Raw genomic sequence first — 17,199 nt, 5'->3', positions numbered from 1 at the left:
CCATGAGCCCTTCCATCGCCACCACCACCCGCGTCGACCTGCCCGAACTGCTGGAGTTCGTCCGCCCCCGGCACCACGCGATCCTGCTCACCCGCCGCTCCGACGGCACCCCGCAGGGCTCGCCGCTGACCTGCGGGGTGGACGACTCCGGTCGGCTGGTGATGTCGACGTACCCGGAGCGGGCCAAGGTCCGCAACGTGCGCCGGGTCGCGTCGGTCAGCGTGCTGGTGCTGTCCGACGAGTGGACCGGACCGTGGGTGCAGGTCGACGGCGAGGCCGAGGTGATCGACACCCCGGACTCCATCGAGCCGCTGGTCGAGTACTACCGCAACATCGCCGGGGAGCACCCGGATTGGGACGAGTACCGCGCCGCGATGCGCAAGCAGGGCAAGTCCCTGATCCGGGTGGTCCCGCGGCGCTGGGGCCCGATCGCGACCGGCGGGTTCCCGGCCCGGCTGGTGGCCGGCGACGGCGCCTGACCCGACGCCGGCCGGGCGTCAACGGGTGGGGTGGGCACCGCCGTTGACGTTCAACACCTGGCCGGTGACGTGCCGGGCGGCCGGGGACGCCAGGAAGGCGACCGCGCCGGCGAGGACTGACGGCCGGGGCCCGGCCGGCGGGCCGCCCCCTCACGTCCGCTCGCGCATCGGCGCCACCGCCGGGGTGGGCGTGAGCACCTCGGCGGGCAGCCCCAGTTGGCTCCGGAAGCCGGCCCGGCCGGCCTCGGTGACCGCGAGGATCCGACTGGCCGGGGCCTTGATGATCCAGCGCCGCTCCACCGCGTGCCGGTAGAGGGCGGCGCCGACCGCGCCGGAGAGGTGCTGCCGGCGCGAGGTCCAGTCCAGGCAGGTGCGCACGTGCGCCCGATGGGTCGGCGAGTGGCCGGCCTCCGGGATGCCCAGGTCGGCCAGCCATGCGGTGCCCGCGGCGGTCAGCTCCAGCCCGTACTGCCGCGCCAGCAGGCCGCGTTCGGTCATCGCCTCGGCGATGGCCACGCCCAGCGCGCCGGCGATGTGGTCGTAGCAGGTGCGGGCGTGGTGCAGGGCCCGGCGGTGGTTGGCCTCGGCCAGCGAGCGGATCCGGACCTGGCGGTAGGGGGCGAGGCCGGCGAGGTTCTCCAGCGTCTCGGCGGTGTCCGGCCCGGCCAGCCGGACGTAGCGCCGGCGCCCCTGCCGCTCCTCGGCCAACAGGCCGCCGGTCACCAGGAGGTTGAGGTGCTCGGTCGCGGTCGACGGGGCCACCCCGGCGTACTCGGCCAGCTCACCGGCGGTCCAGGTGCCGCCGTCGAGCAGGGCGATGCAGATGGCGGCGCGGGTGCGGTCCGCGAGCAGTGCGGCCAGGGCGGCCAGATCGGGGGTTTCGGCGGTGTTTACGTGATCGGCGTCCCATCGAATCATGTGCAGAGCGTAATCACATATAACACTTCGGTGAGAGCCGAATCGTCCGGCTTCTATCCTCGGGAACATGAAATCCGCGCTGGAGAAGAGCAGTTCGGTGGTGCCGGCGCTGCTGTCCACGGAGAACGACGACGGAACGTTCGTGCTGGTGGCACTGCAGATCCGGTGGGAACTCGGCCCGGTGGTGAGCGTCTGGCTACCCGCCCGCGGCCGCACCGCACAGAATCTCGCGCTACGCCCGGACGTGGTCTTCAACCTGCCGCCCGAGGGGGCCGCCGAGGAGGGGGCCCGCATCGGCCCCGAGGCGGAGGAGCCCTGGACCGAGCCGTCCGAACTGGTCCGGCCGCCCCGACTGACGCACTGCCCCGTGCAGTTGGAGGCCCGCCGGGTCGGCGAGCGGACGCTCACCGACGGCGCCTGGACGCAGATCGAGGCGCAGGTGCTGCGGGTGCACGCGGACCCGCGCCGGGTGCTGCCGCTGGGCGACGGCTCCCTCGACATGTCGGGCTGGAGCGCGCCAGTGCACGACTTCCGGCCACCGGTCACTCCCCCGCCGCAGGCCGTCCCCGTCCCCGCCCGCGAACTGGCCCGGCAGTTGGGCCGTCGCTTCCCCGCCCAACGGGACGGCTAGGAGCCCGAGGGACCGTCAAGCGCCCAACGGGACTGCTGGGCGCCCGACATGACAGCGCGGCGCCTGCCCTCCGGTCGGGGTGGAGGGGCAGGCGTCGCTGTTACGGGGGCCGGGCGTTCACCCGGCCCCCGTGCCTCCGTACGACGCTGTACGGGACATCCGGTGACGGACGCTCACACCGTCAGGGCGCGGTCCGTCGGCTTGATCGGGGCCGGCAGGGCGCTGGCTCCGGTGAGGAAGCGGTCCACGCCGCGGGCGGCGGAGCGGCCCTCGGCGATGGCCCACACGATCAACGACTGGCCGCGACCGGCGTCGCCGGCGACGAAGACGCCGGGGACGTTGGTGGCGAAGTCGGCGTCCCGGGCGACGTTGCCGCGCTCGTCCAGCTCCAGGCCGAACTGCTCGACCAGGCCGTTCTCCCGGTCAGTGCCGGTGAAGCCCATGGCCAGGGTGACCAGTTGGGCCGGGATGCGGCGCTCGGTCCCCGGCTTCTGGGCGAGCTTGCCGTCCTTGAACTCCACCTCGATCAGGTGCAGCCACTGGACGTTGCCGTCCTCGTCGCCCTCGAAGTGGGTGGTGGAGACGGAGTAGACCCGCTCGCCGCCCTCCTCGTGCGCGGAGGTGACCTTGTAGAGCATCGGGAAGGTCGGCCAGGGCTGGCCCGCGCTGCGCTCCTCGCCCGGCTTCGGCATGATCTCCAACTGGGTCACCGAGGCGGCGCCCTGGCGGTGCGCGGTGCCCACGCAGTCCGCGCCGGTGTCGCCGCCGCCGATGACGATCACGTGCTTGCCCTCGGCGGTGATCGGCGCGACCGTCAGGTCGCCCTCCTGGACCTTGTTGGCCAGCGGCAGGTACTCCATCGCGAAGTGCACGCCGTTCAGCTCGCGGCCGGGCACCGGCAGGTCGCGGGAGGTGGTGGCGCCGGCCGCGATGACCACCGCGTCGTACCGCTTGCGCAGCTTCGCCGCGTCGATGTCGCGGCCGATCTCCACCTCGGTGCGGAACTTGGTGCCCTCCGCGCGCATCTGCTCGATGCGGCGGTTGATGTGCCGCTTCTCCATCTTGAACTCGGGGATGCCGTAGCGGAGGAGGCCGCCGATCCGGTCCGCGCGCTCGTAGACGGCGACGGTGTGGCCGGCCCGGGTCAGCTGCTGGGCGGCGGCCAGACCGGCCGGTCCGGAGCCGATGACCGCGACGGTCTTGCCGGAGAGGCGCTCCGGCGGCTGCGGGGTGACGTCGCCGGCGTCCCACGCCTTGTCGATGATGGAGACCTCGACGTTCTTGATGGTGACCGGCTGCTGGTTGATGCCCAGCACGCAGGCCGCCTCGCAGGGCGCGGGGCACAACCGCCCGGTGAACTCCGGGAAGTTGTTGGTGGCGTGCAGCCGCTCGCTGGCCGCCGTCCAGTCCTCGCGGTAGGCGTAGTCGTTCCACTCGGGGATGAGGTTCCCCAGCGGACAGCCGTTGTGGCAGAAGGGGATGCCGCAGTCCATGCAGCGCGACGCCTGCTTGGTGATGATCGGCAGCAGGGAGCCGGGCTGGTAGACCTCGTTCCAGTCCTTGACGCGCTCCTCGACGGGCCGGGTCCTGGCGACCTCGCGCCCGTGGTTCAGGAAGCCCTTGGGGTCAGCCATGGGTCGCCGCCTCCATCATCTTCTCGTGGGTCTCGGACTCGGAGAGCCCGGCCCGCTCGGCGGCCTCCTTGGCGACGAGCACTGCCTGGTACGTGGACGGGATGACCTTGGAGAAGCGCACCGCGGCTTCCTCCCAGTCGGCGAGGAGCTTGGCGGCCACCGTGGAGCCGGTCTCCTCCTGGTGGCGGCGCACCACGTCGTGCAGCCACTGCTTGTCGTTGTCGTCCAACGGGCGGACGGCATCGGCCAGTTCCTTGTTGACGTTGGCCGGGTCGAGGTCGATGACGTAGGCGAAGCCGCCGGACATGCCGGCCGCGAAGTTGCGCCCGGTCTCGCCCAGGACGACGGCGCTGCCGCCGGTCATGTACTCGCAGCCGTGGTCGCCGACGCCCTCGGAGACCACCGTGGCACCGGAGTTGCGGACGCAGAACCGCTCACCGACCCGGCCGCGCAGGAACAGCTCGCCGCCGGTGGCGCCGTAGGCGAGGGTGTTGCCGGCGATGGTGGAGAACTCGGCGAGGTGGTCCGCGCCGCGGTCCGGGCGGACCACGATCCGGCCGCCGGACAGGCCCTTGCCGACGTAGTCGTTGGCGTCGCCCTCCAGGCGGAGGGTGATGCCGCGGGGCAGGAACGCGCCGAACGACTGGCCGGCGGAGCCGGTGAAGGTGAGGTCGATGGTGTCGTCGGGCAGGCCGGCGCCGCCGAACTTCTTGGTGACCTCGTGGCCGAGCATGGTGCCGACGGTCCGGTTGATGTTGCGGATCGGGACCTGGGCGCGGACCGGCTGGGCGGCCTCGGCGGTGTCCGCGGCCAGCGCGTCGGCGGCCAGCTTGATCAGCTCGTTGTCCAGCGCCTTCGCCAGGCCGTGGTCCTGCTCGGTGATCCGGTGCCGGACCGCGCCGTCGGACAGCTCGGGGACGTGCAGCAGCGGGGCGAGGTCCAGGCCCTGGGCCTTCCAGTGGGTGACCGCCCGGGCGACGTTGAGGACCTCGGCGTGGCCGACGGCCTCGTCCAGGGTCCTGAAGCCCAGCTCGGCGAGGAGCTCGCGGACCTCCTCGGCGATGAACTGGAAGAAGTTGACGATGAACTCGGCCTTGCCGTTGAACCGTTCGCGCAGCACCGGGTTCTGGGTGGCGATGCCGACCGGGCAGGTGTCCAGGTGGCAGACGCGCATCATGACGCAGCCGGAGACCACCAGCGGGGCGGTGGCGAACCCGAACTCCTCGGCGCCCAGCAGCGCGGCGATGACCACGTCGCGGCCGGTCTTGAGCTGGCCGTCGGTCTGCACCACGATCCGGTCGCGCAGGCCGTTGAGCAGCAGCGTCTGCTGGGTCTCGGCCAGGCCCAACTCCCAGGGGCCGCCGGCGTGCTTGAGGGAGGTGAGCGGCGAGGCGCCGGTGCCGCCGTCGTGGCCGGAGATGAGGACCACGTCCGCGTGCGCCTTGGAGACACCCGCGGCGACCGTGCCGACGCCGACCTCGGAGACCAGCTTCACGTGGATGCGGGCGCCCGGGTTGGCGTTCTTCAGGTCGTGGATGAGCTGGGCGAGGTCCTCGATGGAGTAGATGTCGTGGTGCGGCGGCGGGGAGATGAGCCCCACGCCCGGCGTCGAATGCCGGGTCTTCGCCACCCACGGGTAGACCTTGTGGCCGGGCAGTTGGCCGCCCTCGCCGGGCTTGGCGCCCTGGGCCATCTTGATCTGGATGTCGTCGGCGTTGACCAGGTACTCGGAGGTGACGCCGAACCGGCCGGAGGCGACCTGCTTGATGCTGGAGCGGCGCGCCGGGTCGTAGAGGCGCTCCGGGTCCTCGCCGCCCTCGCCGGTGTTGGACTTGGCACCGAGCTGGTTCATGGCCAGGGCGAGGGTCTCGTGGGCCTCGCGGGAGATCGAGCCGTAGGACATCGCGCCGGTGGAGAACCGTTTGACGATCTCGGAGACCGGCTCGACCTCGTCCAGCGGGATCGACGGACGGTCGGAGGCGAAGGAGAACAGGCCGCGCAGCGTCATCAGCCGCTCCGCCTGCTCGTTCACCCGCTCCGTGTACTTCTTGAAGATGTCGTAGCGGCGGGCCCGGGTCGCGTGCTGGAGCCGGAAGACGGTCTCCGGGTCGAACAGGTGCGGCTCGCCCTCGCGGCGCCACTGGTACTCGCCGCCGATCTCCAGCGCGCGGTGGGTGGCGGTGATGCCGGTGGCCGGGTACGCCTTGGCGTGCCGCGCCGCGACCTCCTGGGCGATGACGTCCAGGCCGGCGCCGCCGATCTTGGTGGCGGTGCCGTGGAAGTACTTGGCGACGAACTCCTCGTCCAGGCCGACGGCTTCGAAGACCTGCGCGCCCCGGTAGGAGGCGACGGTGGAGATGCCCATCTTGGACATCACCTTGAGCACGCCCTTGCCGAGCGCCTTGATGAGGTTCCGGATGGCGGCGTCGGCGTCCGAGCCGGGGACGTCCTGGATGAACGTGCCGGCCCGGACCAGGTCCTCGACGGACTCCATCGCCAGGTACGGGTTGACCGCGGCGGCGCCGTAGCCGATGAGCAGCGCGACGTGGTGCACCTCGCGGACGTCGCCGGCCTCGACCAACAGCCCCACCTGGGTGCGGGTCTTGGTGGCGATGAGGTGGTGGTGGACCGCGGCGGTCAGCAGCAGCGACGGGATCGGCGCGTGCTCGGCGTCGGAGTGCCGGTCGGAGAGCACGATCAGCCGGGCGCCGTCGGCGATGGCGGCGTCGGCCTCGGCGCAGATCTCCTCGATCCGGTCGGCCAGCGACTGGCCGCCGCCGGAGACCCGGTAGAGGCCGGAGAGGGTCACGGCCTTCATGCCGGGCATGTCGCCGTCGGCGTTGATGTGGACCAGCTTGGCCAGCTCGTCGTTGTCGATGACCGGGAACGGCAGGGACACGCTGCGACAGGAGGCCGCGGTGGGGCTCAGGAGGTTGCCCTGCGGGCCGAGGGAGGAGATCAGGGAGGTGACCAGCTCCTCCCGGATGGCGTCCAGCGGCGGGTTGGTGACCTGCGCGAAGAGCTGGGTGAAGTAGTCGAAGAGCAGCCGGGGGCGCTCGGAGAGCGCGGCGATCGGCGAGTCGGTGCCCATCGAACCGATCGGCTCCGCACCGGACTTGGCCATCGGCGCGAGGATGACCCGCAGCTCCTCCTCGGTGTAGCCGAAGGTCTGCTGGCGGCGGGTGACCGAGGCGTGGGTGTGCACGATGTGCTCGCGCTCGGGCAGGTCGGCCAGGTCGATCAGGCCGGCGTCCAACCACTCCTGGTAGGGGTGCTCGGCGGCCAGTTGGGCCTTGATCTCGTCGTCCTCGATGATGCGGTGCTCGGCGGTGTCGACGAGGAACATCCGGCCCGGCTGGAGGCGGCCCTTGCGGACGACCTTGGACGGGTCGATGTCCAGGACGCCGACCTCGGAGGAGAGCACGACCAGGCCGTCGTCGGTGACCCAGTAGCGGCCAGGGCGCAGGCCGTTGCGGTCCAGGACCGCGCCGACCTGGGTGCCGTCGGTGAAGGTGACGCAGGCCGGGCCGTCCCAGGGCTCCATCATCGTGGAGTGGTACTGGTAGAACGCCCGCCGGGCCGGGTCCATGGCGGCGGCGTTCTCCCACGCCTCGGGGACCATCATCAGCACCGCGTGCGGCAGCGGTCGCCCGCCGAGGTGCAGCAGCTCCAGGACCTCGTCGAAGGAGGCGGAGTCGGAGGCGTCCGGCGTGCAGATCGGGAACAGCCGCTCCAGGTCCTCGCTGCCGAACAGCTTGGAGGCGAGCTGCGACTCGCGGGCCCGCATCCAGTTGCGGTTGCCCTTGACGGTGTTGATCTCGCCGTTGTGCGCGACGAAGCGGTACGGGTGGGCGAGCGGCCAGCTCGGGAAGGTGTTGGTGGAGAACCGGGAGTGGACCAGGGCGATGGCGGTGGCGAACCGGCGGTCGGACAGGTCCGGGAAGAAGGGCTCAAGCTGGCCGGTGGTGAGCATGCCCTTGTAGACCAGGGTGCGGGCGGACAGCGAGGGGAAGTAGACCCCGGCCTCCCGCTCGGCGCGCTTGCGCAGCGCGAACGCCTTGCGGTCCAGCGCCAGCCCGGTGCTCTTGCGGTCCGTGCCGCCGTGCTTGTCCGAAACGAAGAGCTGGGAGAAGGCCGGCATGGTGGCGCGGGCGCCGTTGCCGAGGAGCTGCGGGGCGACCGGGACGACCCGCCAGCCGAGGACCTCAAGGCCCTCCTCCACGGCGAGCGTCTCGATCTGTGAGACGGCTTCGGCCGCCGCGTGGGCGTCGGACGGCAGGAAGGCCAGGCCCACGGCGTAGCCGCCGGCCTCGGGGAGCTCGAAGGTGACGTTCTCGCGCAGGAACGCGTCCGGGATCTGGAGCAGGATGCCGGCGCCGTCGCCCGAATCGGGCTCGGAGCCGGTGGCGCCGCGGTGCTCCAGATTCGTCAGCACGGTCAGGGCCCGTTCGACCAGGTCATGGCTGGCCTCGCCGGTGAGGGTGGCCACGAAGCCGACGCCGCAGGCGTCGTGCTCGTTCCGGGGGTCGTACATCCCCTGCTGGGCGGGGCGGCCCTCCATGGGCGACCAGGCGGCGGCGCTGCTGGTGGTCGCGGAGTGCGTGGACGCGTTGCGCATCGGCGCTCCCAACGTCGTCGTGGCATTGGCGGTGCCGAGGGACGACGTTGGCCCTCCGCTGAAATTTCGTGCAGGTTACAGGATGGCCCGCTTCCCAAAAAGCGGAAGACGCCTTCCAACATACGGACACCGCATCAGCGGTGAGGCGAATCTAAGGGGAATGCGGACGGACACGGGCCGCCCTGAAGCGGTGGCGTTCGGCGAGCGACGTTGCCCGCGACGCCAGGGCCTTATGCCCGGTCGTCAACGAGCCGAAACCGCTGGGTAACGCGGCCATCATGCGGTCACCCGTATGAGACGTCAACCCACTACCGTCCCGAACACCGACCCCAGGCCGTACGTCACGGCCGCCGCGGCACCGCCCAGCGCGAGCTGACGCAGCCCGCTGAACCACCAGGAACGGGCCGTCACACGCGCCACGACGGCGCCGCAGGCGAAGAGTCCGAGCAGCGCCAGCAGCAGCGAGGGCCAGAGCGCGCTGGCGCCCAGCAGGAAGGGAAGAACAGGGAGGAGCGCGCCCAGCGCAAAGGATCCGAAGGACGAGACGGCGGCGACGGTGGGGGAAGGAAGGTCCGAGGGATCGATGCCCAACTCCTCGCGGGCGTGGATCTCCAGCGCCTGCTCGGGGTCACGGGAGAGCTGCTCGGCGACCTGCCGGGCGAGCTCCGGCTCCACCCCGCGGGACTCGTAGAGCGCGGCCAGCTCCGCCTGCTCGTCCTTCGGGTGCTTGCGCAACTCGGCCCGCTCGATGTCCAGCTCCGCGACGACCAGTTCACGCTGCGAAGCCACCGAGGTGTACTCCCCCGCGGCCATCGAGAACGCGCCGGCCGCCAGCCCCGCGAGCCCGGTGATCACGATCGTCTGCTGCGACACCGCGCCGCCGGCCACGCCCGTCATCAGCGCGAGGTTGGACACCAGGCCGTCCATCGCGCCGAAGACGGCGGGGCGGAGCCAGCCGCCGTTGACGTCGCGGTGGGTGTGGTTGTCGCGGTGCGCCACATGCGTCGCGGCACCGACATCCATGATCTCCATGACCGACATATCAGGACCTGCTCCCTGCTCTGCGAGGTGTGGGCCAATGGCGGCGCTTCCCCCTTCAACACCTCGAAGCTATGCGCGAATTGCCCTCCTCCGCTAGCAAGGAAGGCCGAACTTACCCCGCTGACCTGCGGTTTTATCGAGGCGAGAAGTCCGTGATCCGGGTCACAAAGGGTCACCTGACTCCCCCGCGCCCGCCCGCGGGAGTCGATCCGGGTGACCCTGCCGGCCCCGGGAGGAGAGCCGGGCCGCCGCGGGGGACGGATACCGGATCCGGGCGGCCGCACCCCGCCCGGCCCACCCCGGAGGGACTTCACCGAGAGGACACCACCACAGATGACCGACGCCACCGCCACCACCCGACCGGACCCCGAACCCCCGGATCCCACCCGGCCCCCGATCCCCCACGGCGCCGCCGCACCTCCCGAGGTCGCGCCCCTGGAGGACCGGGCGGCCGGCGCGCTCGTCGGGGCCGCGGTCGGCGACGCGCTCGGCGGGCCGGTCCAGGGCCTGACGCCGGAGCAGATCGTGGCCCGGCACGGCGGCCGGGTCGAGGGCATCGTCGGCCCCGTCCACCAGGACTGGCGCACCGCCCGCCACCGCACCCCGCACCACAAGGGCCAGGGGCACCTCACCGACGACACCCTGATGACCCACGCCCTGGTCCGCGTCTACGAGACCGTCCGCGACCACCTCGACGCCTACGCCGTCGCCGACCGCCTCGTCCCGGACCTGATCGGCACCCCCCGCTGGCTCCCCGAACTGGAGGCGGAGGCACCGCCGTTGCAGCGGATCTTCCTCGCCGAGAAGTGGATCGTGGCGCGGCTGCACTACGGCCACGCCGACCCGCGCGAGGCCGGCGTCGGAAACACCGTCAACTGCGGTGCGGCGGCGTACATGACACCGGTCGGCGTGGTCAACGCCGGCCATCCGGACCGGGCTTACGCCGAGGCGCTGGACATCGCCGGCGCCCACCAGTCCTCCTACGGGCGGGAGGCGGCCGGGGTGTTCGCCGCCGCGGTGGCCGCCGCGTTCCTCCCGGACGCCACCCCGACCTCGGTCGTCGGGCATGCGCTGCGGCTGGCGAAGGACGGCACCCGGGCGGCGATCGAGGCGGTCCGTGACGCCGCCGCGCCGGGCACCGACCACGCGTCGGCGCTGGCACCGTTGCGGGCCGCGGTCGCGCCCTTCGACACCGTCGGCCCCGACTACCGCGAACCGTCGCTGGGCGCCCGCCGGCCCTCCCGGCTGCACGCCGTCGAGGAACTCCCCGTCGCGCTGGGCCTGTTGCTGGCCGCCGGCGGCGACTACCGGGCCACCGTGCTGGGCGCGGTCAACTACGGGCGGGGCTGCGCCGCCATCGCCACCATGGCCGGCGCGCTCGCCGGCGCCCTCGGTGGCGCGGCGGCGGTACCCGCCGAGTGGAGCGCCGAGGTCGCCCGGGCCAACCGGCTCGACCTGCACGCGCCGGCCGCCGCGCTGGCCGCCGTCGCCCGCGAGGTCTTCGCCCGCGACCAGGGCCGCCGGCTCCGCCACGAGCAGGCGTTCACCACCCTCGCGGCGCGGGTGGCGGTGACCGAGGCCAGCGGGCGCTGAGGGGTCGCCCGCGCAGACGGCGGAGCGCCGGGCGGTCCCGGTGTGAGCGGGTCCGCCCGGCGCTCCGGTCGGAGGGTGGCCGGCGTCGGCGTCAGGGCTTCGCACCGCCCGAACTCCCGGCGGCCTTCGGTGCGTCGGACGCGGCGCCCGGCTCGGCGTCCGCCTCCTTGCCACCGTCCTTACGGTCCTTGGTGCCCCCGGTCTCCTTGACGCCGTCCTGCGCGCCCTCGCCGAGCTGCCACTCCGGCTCGACGATCTCCTCCCGACCCGGGGCCTTCTTCGCGGAGACGACCATGTAGACGACGGCCAGGATGAAGACGATCAGCGACGTCCAGTCGTTGAGCCGCAGGCCGAGGATGTGGTGCGCCTCGTCGACGCGCATGTACTCGATCCAGGCGCGGCCCGCGCAGTACGCGGCGACATAGAGTGCGAAGACCCGGCCGTGGCCGAGGCGGAAGCGCTTGTCCGCCCAGATCACCAGGGCCGCGACGCCCAGGCACCACAGGGACTCGTAGAGGAACGTCGGGTGGTAGGTGCCGCCGATCCGGCCGATCGCCGGGTCCGGGTTGATCTTCAGCGCCCACGGGAGGTCGGTGGGCCTGCCGTACAGCTCCTGGTTGAACCAGTTGCCCCAGCGGCCGATCGCCTGGCCGATCGCCAGGCCCGGCGCCAGCGCGTCGGCGTAGGCGGGCATCGGGATGCCCCGGCGGCGGCAGCCGATCCAGGCGCCGAGCGCGCCCAGCGCCACCGCGCCCCAGATGCCGAGGCCGCCCTGCCAGACCTTGAAGGCGTCGAGCGGGTGGCCGTTCTTGCCGAAGTACGGCTCGTACGTCGTGATGACGTGGTACAGGCGGCCGCCGACGAGGCCGAAGGGCACCGCCCACACGGCGATGTCGGCGACCGTGCCGGAGCGGCCGCCGCGCTGCACCCAGCGCCGGTTGCCGAGCCAGACGCCGACGAACACGCCGATGATGATGCAGAACGCGTAGCCGCGTAGCGGGATCGGGCCGAGGTGGACGACACCGGTCGACGGGCTGGGAATGAATGCGAGGTCCATGGCAGGACCGACGCTACCGCGCCGGGCCGGGTTGACGACAACCCGGCCCGGCTACGGCTGCGTAACGACCCCCGAAGCCGGCCGGCGGTGCCCGCCGGCCGGGTCAGCCCTCGCCGTGCGACTTCCCCTGGTCGGCCTCCTCGACCCTCTTCTTCAGGTCGGCGGGGGTGAGCCGGCCGCCCTTGACCTGGGCCAGGTCCTTGCCGTTGAGCAGCACGGTCGGGGTGCCGCGGAAGCCGCCGGCGGCGAAGGCGGCGTTGGACTTGCGGACGAAGTCCTCGTAGCGGCCGCTCTTGACGCACGAGGTGAAGGTGTCGTTCACCAAACCGCCGACCTTGCCGGCCAGTTGGATCAGGTAGTTCTTGTCGCTGAAGCGGTCCTGCTGCTCGGGCGGTTGGTTGGCGTAGAGCACGTCGTGGTACGGGCGGAACTTCCCGGCGTCCTGGGCGCACAGGGCGGCGTTGGCGGCCTTCAGCGAGCCGCTGCCGCCGCCGTTGCCGTCGATGAGGGTGGCGAGGTGGTACTCGACCTTGAGCTTGCCGGCGTCCTCCAGCTCGTGGATCACCGGGCGGAAGCCGGTCTCGAACTGCTGGCAGGCCGGGCAGCGGAAGTCCTCCCAGACGGTCAGGGTGGAACGGGCGCCGGCCGCGCCCACCTTGACGGCGGGCTTGTCGCCGTCGCTGGCCTGTTTGGGGAGGGCGAACGCGTTGTCGGCGATGCTGCCGGTGCCGCCGCCGGAGGACACCCAGACGGCGATCCCGCCGGCCACCGCGAGCGTCGCCACCACCGCCCCGGCGACGACCGCCTGGCGGACCCGCCGGGCGCGCGTCTTCTCCTTGGCCCGCTCTTCCTGAAGTCGCTCGCGGGCGCTGCTCGTTCCGTCACGGTTCTGGCCGTCATGGTTCTTCTGGTTCACGCCCGGGGACAACGAAGCGGAGGGGCGCAGTCGCACCCCTCCGCTCCAAGGTTCGCCCGAACGAGCGAGCGTGGTGCGTCAGTTACCGGGCGCGCCGCCCCGGCGCACCCCGGCGCCGAGTTGGCCGGCGAGCTCCCGGACCGCGGCGAGGCCGGCGTCAAGGTCGCCGTCGGCGCCCAGGAGGCACTTGACGAACGCCGAGCCGACGATCACACCGTCGGCGAAGTGGGCCACCTCGGCGGCCTGTTCGGCGTTGGAGACGCCGAGGCCGACGCAGACGGGGAGGTCGGTGGTGGCGCGGGTGCGGGCCACCAGGTCCGCCGCCTCGCGGCCGACGGACTCGCGGGTGCCGGTGACGCCCATCAGGGAGGCCGCGTAGACGAAGCCGCTGCCGGCCGCGGTGATCTTGGCCAGCCGCTCGTCCCGGCTGCTCGGCGCGACCACGAAGACGGTGGCCAGGCCGTGCTGTTCGGCGGCCTTCCGCCAGACCTCGGACTCCTCGACCGGGAGGTCCGGCAGGATGCAGCCGGCGCCGCCGGCGTCGGCGAGATCGGCGGCGAACCGCTCGACGCCGTAGCGGTCGACCGGGTTCCAGTACGTCATGCACAGCACCGGGGCGCCGGTGGCGGCGTGCGCCTCGCGGACCGTGCGGAGCACGTCGACGATCTTGACGCCGGCGCGCAGCGCGATGTCGTCGGCGGTCTGGATCACCGGGCCGTCCAACACCGGGTCGCTGTGCGGCAGTCCGACCTCGACGATGTCGCAGCCGCCGTCCAACATCTCGGTCAGCGCCCGGATGCCGCCGTCGACGGTGGGGAAGCCGGCCGGCAGGTAGCCGACCAGGGCCGCCCGGTCCTCCGCCTTGGCCTGCGCCAGTACGGAGGTGAGCAGTTCGAGGTTGCCCGCCATCACTTGTCCCCCTCGTCGGTGCGGCTGTCGTCGTAGAGCCCGAAGTAGCGGGCGGCGGTGTCCATGTCCTTGTCGCCGCGGCCGGAGAGGTTCACCAGCAGCAGGCCGTCGGGGCCCAGCTCCCGGCCGACCTCCAGGGCGCCGGCCAGCGCGTGGGCGCTCTCGATGGCCGGGATGATGCCCTCGGTGCGGGACAGCAGCCGCAGGGCCTGCATCGCCTCGTCGTCGGTGACCGCGCGGTACTCGGCGCGGCCGACGTCCTTGAGGTAGGAGTGCTCGGGGCCGATGCCGGGGTAGTCCAGGCCGGCCGAGATCGAGTACGGCTCGGTGATCTGGCCGTCCTCGTCCTGGAGGACGTAGGAGCGGGAGCCGTGCAGGATGCCGGGGGTGCCCTCGGTGAGGGTGGCGGCGTGCTCGCCGGTCTCGACGCCGTGGCCGCCGGGCTCGCAGCCGATCAGGCGGACGTCGGTGTCGGGCAGGAAGGCGTGGAACAGGCCGATGGCGTTGGAGCCGCCGCCGACGCAGGCCACCGCGGCGTCCGGCAGCCGGCCCGCGCGCTCCAGGATCTGCCGGCGGGCCTCGACGCCGATGACCCGGTGGAAGTCGCGGACCAGCGCCGGGAAGGGGTGCGGGCCGGCGACCGTGCCGAAGAGGTAGTGGGTGCGGTCGACGTTGGCGACCCAGTCCCGGAACGCCTCGTTGATGGCGTCCTTGAGGGTGCGGCTGCCGGACGTCACGGAGATGACCTCCGCGCCCAGCATCCGCATCCGGGCCACGTTGAGGGCCTGCCGCTTGGTGTCGACCTCGCCCATGTAGATGGTGCAGTCGAGGCCGAAGAGGGCGCAGGCGGTGGCGGTGGCGACGCCGTGCTGGCCGGCGCCGGTCTCGGCGATGACCCGGGTCTTGCCCATGCGCTTGGTGAGCAGGGCCTGCCCGAGCACGTTGTTGATCTTGTGTGAGCCGGTGTGGTTGAGGTCCTCGCGCTTGAGGAACACCCGGGCGCCGCCGGCGTGTTCGGCGAACCGCGGCACCTCGGTGAGCGCGCTGGGGCGCCCGGTGTAGTTGACCATCAGGTCGTCGAGCTCGGCGGCGAACGCCGGGTCGGCCTTGGCCTTCTCGTACTCGGCGGCGACCTCGTCCACCGCGGCGACCAGCGCCTCGGGGATGAACTTGCCGCCGAACGCGCCGAAGTACCCCTCGGCGGTGGGGACTTGACCATCCGGGTCGGGAAGGAAGAAACGGGAACTGCCTACGGACATCTGAGCACTCCTCGACCGGGGCGCCTCGCCCCGGGGGTACCGGTGATGCGGGATGTGACGTGACGGTGGTGCGCGCGGTGTCGCGGTGGGTCGCCGCTTACGGGGACATCACGCGGGGCGCGCGGTCCCCGGGCGCCATCGCATCCCGTTGATCTGGCCCGGTTCGGAGCCGATGTGGTACCGGACCCGACGCCCCCGCACCCGCCGAGCGGGGGCCCGGCAGCCGCGGTGCCACGAGGGCAGCGCGCTGACCCGGGCCTCGGGGCGGCGGGGGACGGCGGTCATGTCGGGGTGCCTGTCGTGGTGGGGGAGGTCAGTCCCGGCCGTGCCGGATCGCGGGGTGCGAGCCGGCCGCGACCAGGTCGGCGACCGCGGACCTGGGGTCCTTGCCGGTGACCAGCGACTCGCCCACCAGGACGGCGTCGGCGCCGTCGTTGGCGTAGGCGATCAGGTCGTGCGGGCCGCGCACGCCGGACTCGGCGACCTTGACGATGTGGTCGGGGATCTCGGGGGCGACGCGGGTGAAGGTGCCGCGGTCGACCTCCAGGGTCTTGAGGTTGCGGGCGTTGACCCCGATGATCCGGGCGCCGGCGGCCACCGCGCGGGCGACCTCGTCCTCGTCGTGCGCCTCGACCAGCGGCGTCAGCCCGATCGACTCGGCCCGCTCGATCAGCGAGACCAGCGCCTCCTGCTCCAGCGCGGCGACGATCAGCAGCGCGAGGTCGGCGCCGTAGGCCCGGGCCTCCCAGAGCTGGTAGGCGGTGACGATGAAGTCCTTGCGCAGGACCGGGATGTCGACCTTGGCGCGGACCGCCTCCAGGTCGGCGAGCGAGCCGCCGAACCGGCGCTGCTCGGTGAGGACGGAGATGACCGCGGCGCCGCCGGCCTCGTAGTCGGCGGCCAGGCCCGCGGGGTCGGCGATCGCGGCCAGCGCGCCCTTGGAGGGGCTGGAGCGCTTGACCTCGCAGATCACCCGCACGCCCTCGCCCTTCAGGGCGGCGGCGCCGTCCAGGGCCGGGCGCGCCTTGCGGGCCCGCTCCTTGAGCTCGTCGAGGCTGACGCGCGCCTGTCGCTCGGCGAGGTCGGCGCGGACTCCGTCGATGATCTCATCGAGCACGCTCACGCGAGCGGCCTCCTTCTTGGACGGTGGAGGTGGACAGCGTCCGGGGACCGCACCTGCTGTTCCCTGACGGCTTCTTTCGATGGTATCCGGCGTGGGGTGCAGGTCTCACATCCGGTTGACCGCGGTCCCACAACCTGGACATCTAGGGGTGCGGTAAGGGGGCGGGATCAGGGCCGCAGCACGGCGCCGACGGGGAGGTTGCGGACCAGGGTGAAGGCCAACAGCAGCCCGCCCAGCGCCCACCAGTGGACCGGCCGGGGGCGGGGGCCCGCGGTGGGCAGGCCGCGCGCCGCGCGGGCCAGCCAGCCGAGCCAGAAGAGCGCGAACGCGGCGCAGCCGGCCACCGCCGGGGCGTTGGCGCCCAGCGCGGCGGCGAGGTCGCCGTGCGCGAGGGCGTGGGCGCTGCGCAGTCCGCCGCAGGCCGGACAGAGCAGGCCGGTGAGGTGGCGCAGCGGGCAGATCGGGTAGTGGCCCGGCTCGTTGGGGTCGACGGCGCCGACGTAGGCGAAGGCGGCGACGGCCGCCGCCAGGGTGCCGACCGGTGCCGCGAGGCGGCGCAGCGGGCCGGCGGGCCGCGCCGGGACCAGGGGATCACTCACGGTGCCGATGGTGCTACCGGACGCGGGAAGGCGCAGCTTCATCGCCGCCGTACGGGACGCGGGCCGTACGGGGCGGGAAGCGGCGCCTTCGGGGGCTCCTGGGCGAGCGGGGCTCAGCCTTCCTGCGGCTGGGCCTTGGCCTGCGCGATGGGCTGGCCGGAACGCTTGGGCGTCTGGCCGAGGCCGGCCGCGCGCATCACGCCACCCACGACGGCACCGGCGGCGATCAGCGCCATGCCGGCCCAGAAACCGGGCACGTTGGCCACCACGATGAAGGCACCGGCCACGCAGAAGCCGATGAACGCGATGATGACGCCGGTCCAGGCGGCGGGGGTGTGTCCGTGGCCACTGCTCGACATGGAGTGCTCCTCGTTACTGAAGTCGCGCCGGGGTGCGGGCGCAGGAATGTCGTCGTCCATTGT

General features: G+C 72.7%; 15 protein-coding genes and 1 pseudogene. 3 read left to right on the top strand and 13 right to left on the bottom strand.

Annotation, left to right across the window (positions count from 1 at the left end):
• Nucleotides 1-2 precede the first annotated feature (2 nt).
• Nucleotides 3-479, top strand: coding sequence for a PPOX class F420-dependent oxidoreductase (locus tag PV796_RS28240; RefSeq protein ID WP_274916206.1), 477 nt, complete (start codon nucleotides 3-5; stop codon nucleotides 477-479).
• An 18-nt stretch (nucleotides 480-497) separates the two neighbouring features.
• On the opposite strand, the pseudogene PV796_RS28235 reads toward PV796_RS28240, so the two are convergent.
• Both PV796_RS28235 and PV796_RS28230 read right to left on the bottom strand, forming a co-directional pair.
• A pseudogene (locus PV796_RS28235) lies at nucleotides 498-602 on the bottom strand (SDR family oxidoreductase); the annotation flags it as partial.
• A 27-nt stretch (nucleotides 603-629) separates the two neighbouring features.
• The gene (locus PV796_RS28230; protein ID WP_274916205.1) at nucleotides 630-1,397 is read right to left on the bottom strand and encodes an ArsR/SmtB family transcription factor; all 768 of its coding nucleotides are present in this window, start codon (nucleotides 1,395-1,397) and stop codon (nucleotides 630-632) included.
• A gap of 67 nt (nucleotides 1,398-1,464) precedes the next feature.
• Here PV796_RS28230 and PV796_RS28225 point away from each other — a divergent pair, with 67 nt between their 5' ends.
• The gene (locus PV796_RS28225) at nucleotides 1,465-2,028 is read left to right on the top strand and encodes a hypothetical protein (RefSeq protein ID WP_274916204.1); all 564 of its coding nucleotides are present in this window, start codon (nucleotides 1,465-1,467) and stop codon (nucleotides 2,026-2,028) included.
• 173 nt (nucleotides 2,029-2,201) lie between these two features.
• On the opposite strand, the gene PV796_RS28220 is transcribed toward PV796_RS28225, so the two are convergent.
• The 3 genes from PV796_RS28220 to PV796_RS28210 all read right to left on the bottom strand — a co-directional run bounded on the left by PV796_RS28220 (nucleotide 2,202) and on the right by PV796_RS28210 (nucleotide 9,312).
• Nucleotides 2,202-3,662 carry a glutamate synthase subunit beta gene (locus PV796_RS28220; RefSeq protein ID WP_274916203.1) on the bottom strand — a complete coding sequence of 487 codons (1,461 nt, stop codon included), beginning with the start codon at nucleotides 3,660-3,662 and terminating at the stop codon, nucleotides 2,202-2,204.
• The gene (gltB, locus tag PV796_RS28215; protein ID WP_274916202.1) at nucleotides 3,655-8,280 is read right to left on the bottom strand and encodes a glutamate synthase large subunit; all 4,626 of its coding nucleotides are present in this window, start codon (nucleotides 8,278-8,280) and stop codon (nucleotides 3,655-3,657) included. The genes PV796_RS28220 and gltB overlap by 8 nt, the downstream gene beginning before the upstream one ends.
• A gap of 300 nt (nucleotides 8,281-8,580) precedes the next feature.
• Nucleotides 8,581-9,312 carry a VIT1/CCC1 transporter family protein gene (locus tag PV796_RS28210; RefSeq protein ID WP_274919281.1) on the bottom strand — a complete coding sequence of 244 codons (732 nt, stop codon included), beginning with the start codon at nucleotides 9,310-9,312 and terminating at the stop codon, nucleotides 8,581-8,583.
• Between the two features lie 342 nt (nucleotides 9,313-9,654).
• Here PV796_RS28210 and PV796_RS28205 point away from each other — a divergent pair, with 342 nt between their 5' ends.
• Complete coding sequence (locus PV796_RS28205; protein WP_274916201.1) at nucleotides 9,655-10,914, top strand: ADP-ribosylglycohydrolase family protein; 1,260 nt, start codon at nucleotides 9,655-9,657, stop codon at nucleotides 10,912-10,914.
• Nucleotides 10,915-11,005: 91 nt separating this feature from the next.
• On the opposite strand, the gene lgt is transcribed toward PV796_RS28205, so the two are convergent.
• From lgt to PV796_RS28165, 8 genes are all read right to left on the bottom strand, one after another.
• Nucleotides 11,006-11,971 (bottom strand): prolipoprotein diacylglyceryl transferase, encoded by a 966-nt coding sequence (lgt, locus tag PV796_RS28200; RefSeq protein WP_274916200.1) that lies wholly within the window; start codon nucleotides 11,969-11,971, stop codon nucleotides 11,006-11,008.
• A 103-nt stretch (nucleotides 11,972-12,074) separates the two neighbouring features.
• On the bottom strand, nucleotides 12,075-12,887 hold the full coding sequence (locus tag PV796_RS28195; protein WP_274916199.1) for a DsbA family protein: 813 nt from the start codon (nucleotides 12,885-12,887) through the stop codon (nucleotides 12,075-12,077).
• A gap of 78 nt (nucleotides 12,888-12,965) precedes the next feature.
• On the bottom strand, nucleotides 12,966-13,796 hold the full coding sequence (gene trpA / locus PV796_RS28190; protein ID WP_274916198.1) for a tryptophan synthase subunit alpha: 831 nt from the start codon (nucleotides 13,794-13,796) through the stop codon (nucleotides 12,966-12,968).
• Nucleotides 13,796-15,055, bottom strand: a complete 1,260-nt coding sequence (gene trpB, locus PV796_RS28185; protein ID WP_274916197.1) for a tryptophan synthase subunit beta — start codon at nucleotides 15,053-15,055, stop codon at nucleotides 13,796-13,798. Before trpB ends, trpA begins: the two co-directional genes overlap by 1 nt.
• Nucleotides 15,056-15,163: 108 nt before the next feature.
• On the bottom strand, nucleotides 15,164-15,340 hold the full coding sequence (trpM, locus tag PV796_RS28180) for a tryptophan biosynthesis modulator TrpM (RefSeq protein WP_274916196.1): 177 nt from the start codon (nucleotides 15,338-15,340) through the stop codon (nucleotides 15,164-15,166).
• Between the two features lie 28 nt (nucleotides 15,341-15,368).
• The gene (trpC, locus tag PV796_RS28175; RefSeq protein WP_274916195.1) at nucleotides 15,369-16,178 is read right to left on the bottom strand and encodes an indole-3-glycerol phosphate synthase TrpC; all 810 of its coding nucleotides are present in this window, start codon (nucleotides 16,176-16,178) and stop codon (nucleotides 15,369-15,371) included.
• Nucleotides 16,179-16,345: 167 nt separating this feature from the next.
• Nucleotides 16,346-16,777, bottom strand: a complete 432-nt coding sequence (locus PV796_RS28170) for a DUF2752 domain-containing protein (protein WP_274916194.1) — start codon at nucleotides 16,775-16,777, stop codon at nucleotides 16,346-16,348.
• Between the two features lie 113 nt (nucleotides 16,778-16,890).
• On the bottom strand, nucleotides 16,891-17,136 hold the full coding sequence (locus PV796_RS28165) for an HGxxPAAW family protein (protein ID WP_274919280.1): 246 nt from the start codon (nucleotides 17,134-17,136) through the stop codon (nucleotides 16,891-16,893).
• Nucleotides 17,137-17,199 lie beyond the last annotated feature (63 nt).

The sequence above is a fragment of the Streptomyces sp. WZ-12 genome (assembly GCF_028898845.1).
Lineage (GTDB): Bacteria > Actinomycetota > Actinomycetes > Streptomycetales > Streptomycetaceae > Streptomyces.
The sequence above is the reverse complement of the archived record's forward strand: the minus strand, read 5'-3'. Positions and strand labels throughout refer to the sequence as shown.

Coding starts and splice junctions, on each gene's coding strand:
- PV796_RS28240 (WP_274916206.1), top strand. CDS start 3: ATGAGCCCTTCCATCGCCACCACCACCCGCGTCGACCTGCCCGAACTG.
- PV796_RS28230 (WP_274916205.1), bottom strand. CDS start 1,397: ATGATTCGATGGGACGCCGATCACGTAAACACCGCCGAAACCCCCGAT.
- PV796_RS28225 (WP_274916204.1), top strand. CDS start 1,465: ATGAAATCCGCGCTGGAGAAGAGCAGTTCGGTGGTGCCGGCGCTGCTG.
- PV796_RS28220 (WP_274916203.1), bottom strand. CDS start 3,662: ATGGCTGACCCCAAGGGCTTCCTGAACCACGGGCGCGAGGTCGCCAGG.
- gltB (WP_274916202.1), bottom strand. CDS start 8,280: ATGCGCAACGCGTCCACGCACTCCGCGACCACCAGCAGCGCCGCCGCC.
- PV796_RS28210 (WP_274919281.1), bottom strand. CDS start 9,312: ATGGAGATCATGGATGTCGGTGCCGCGACGCATGTGGCGCACCGCGAC.
- PV796_RS28205 (WP_274916201.1), top strand. CDS start 9,655: ATGACCGACGCCACCGCCACCACCCGACCGGACCCCGAACCCCCGGAT.
- lgt (WP_274916200.1), bottom strand. CDS start 11,971: ATGGACCTCGCATTCATTCCCAGCCCGTCGACCGGTGTCGTCCACCTC.
- trpA (WP_274916198.1), bottom strand. CDS start 13,796: ATGGCGGGCAACCTCGAACTGCTCACCTCCGTACTGGCGCAGGCCAAG.
- trpB (WP_274916197.1), bottom strand. CDS start 15,055: ATGTCCGTAGGCAGTTCCCGTTTCTTCCTTCCCGACCCGGATGGTCAA.
- trpM (WP_274916196.1), bottom strand. CDS start 15,340: ATGACCGCCGTCCCCCGCCGCCCCGAGGCCCGGGTCAGCGCGCTGCCC.
- PV796_RS28165 (WP_274919280.1), bottom strand. CDS start 17,136: ATGTCGAGCAGTGGCCACGGACACACCCCCGCCGCCTGGACCGGCGTC.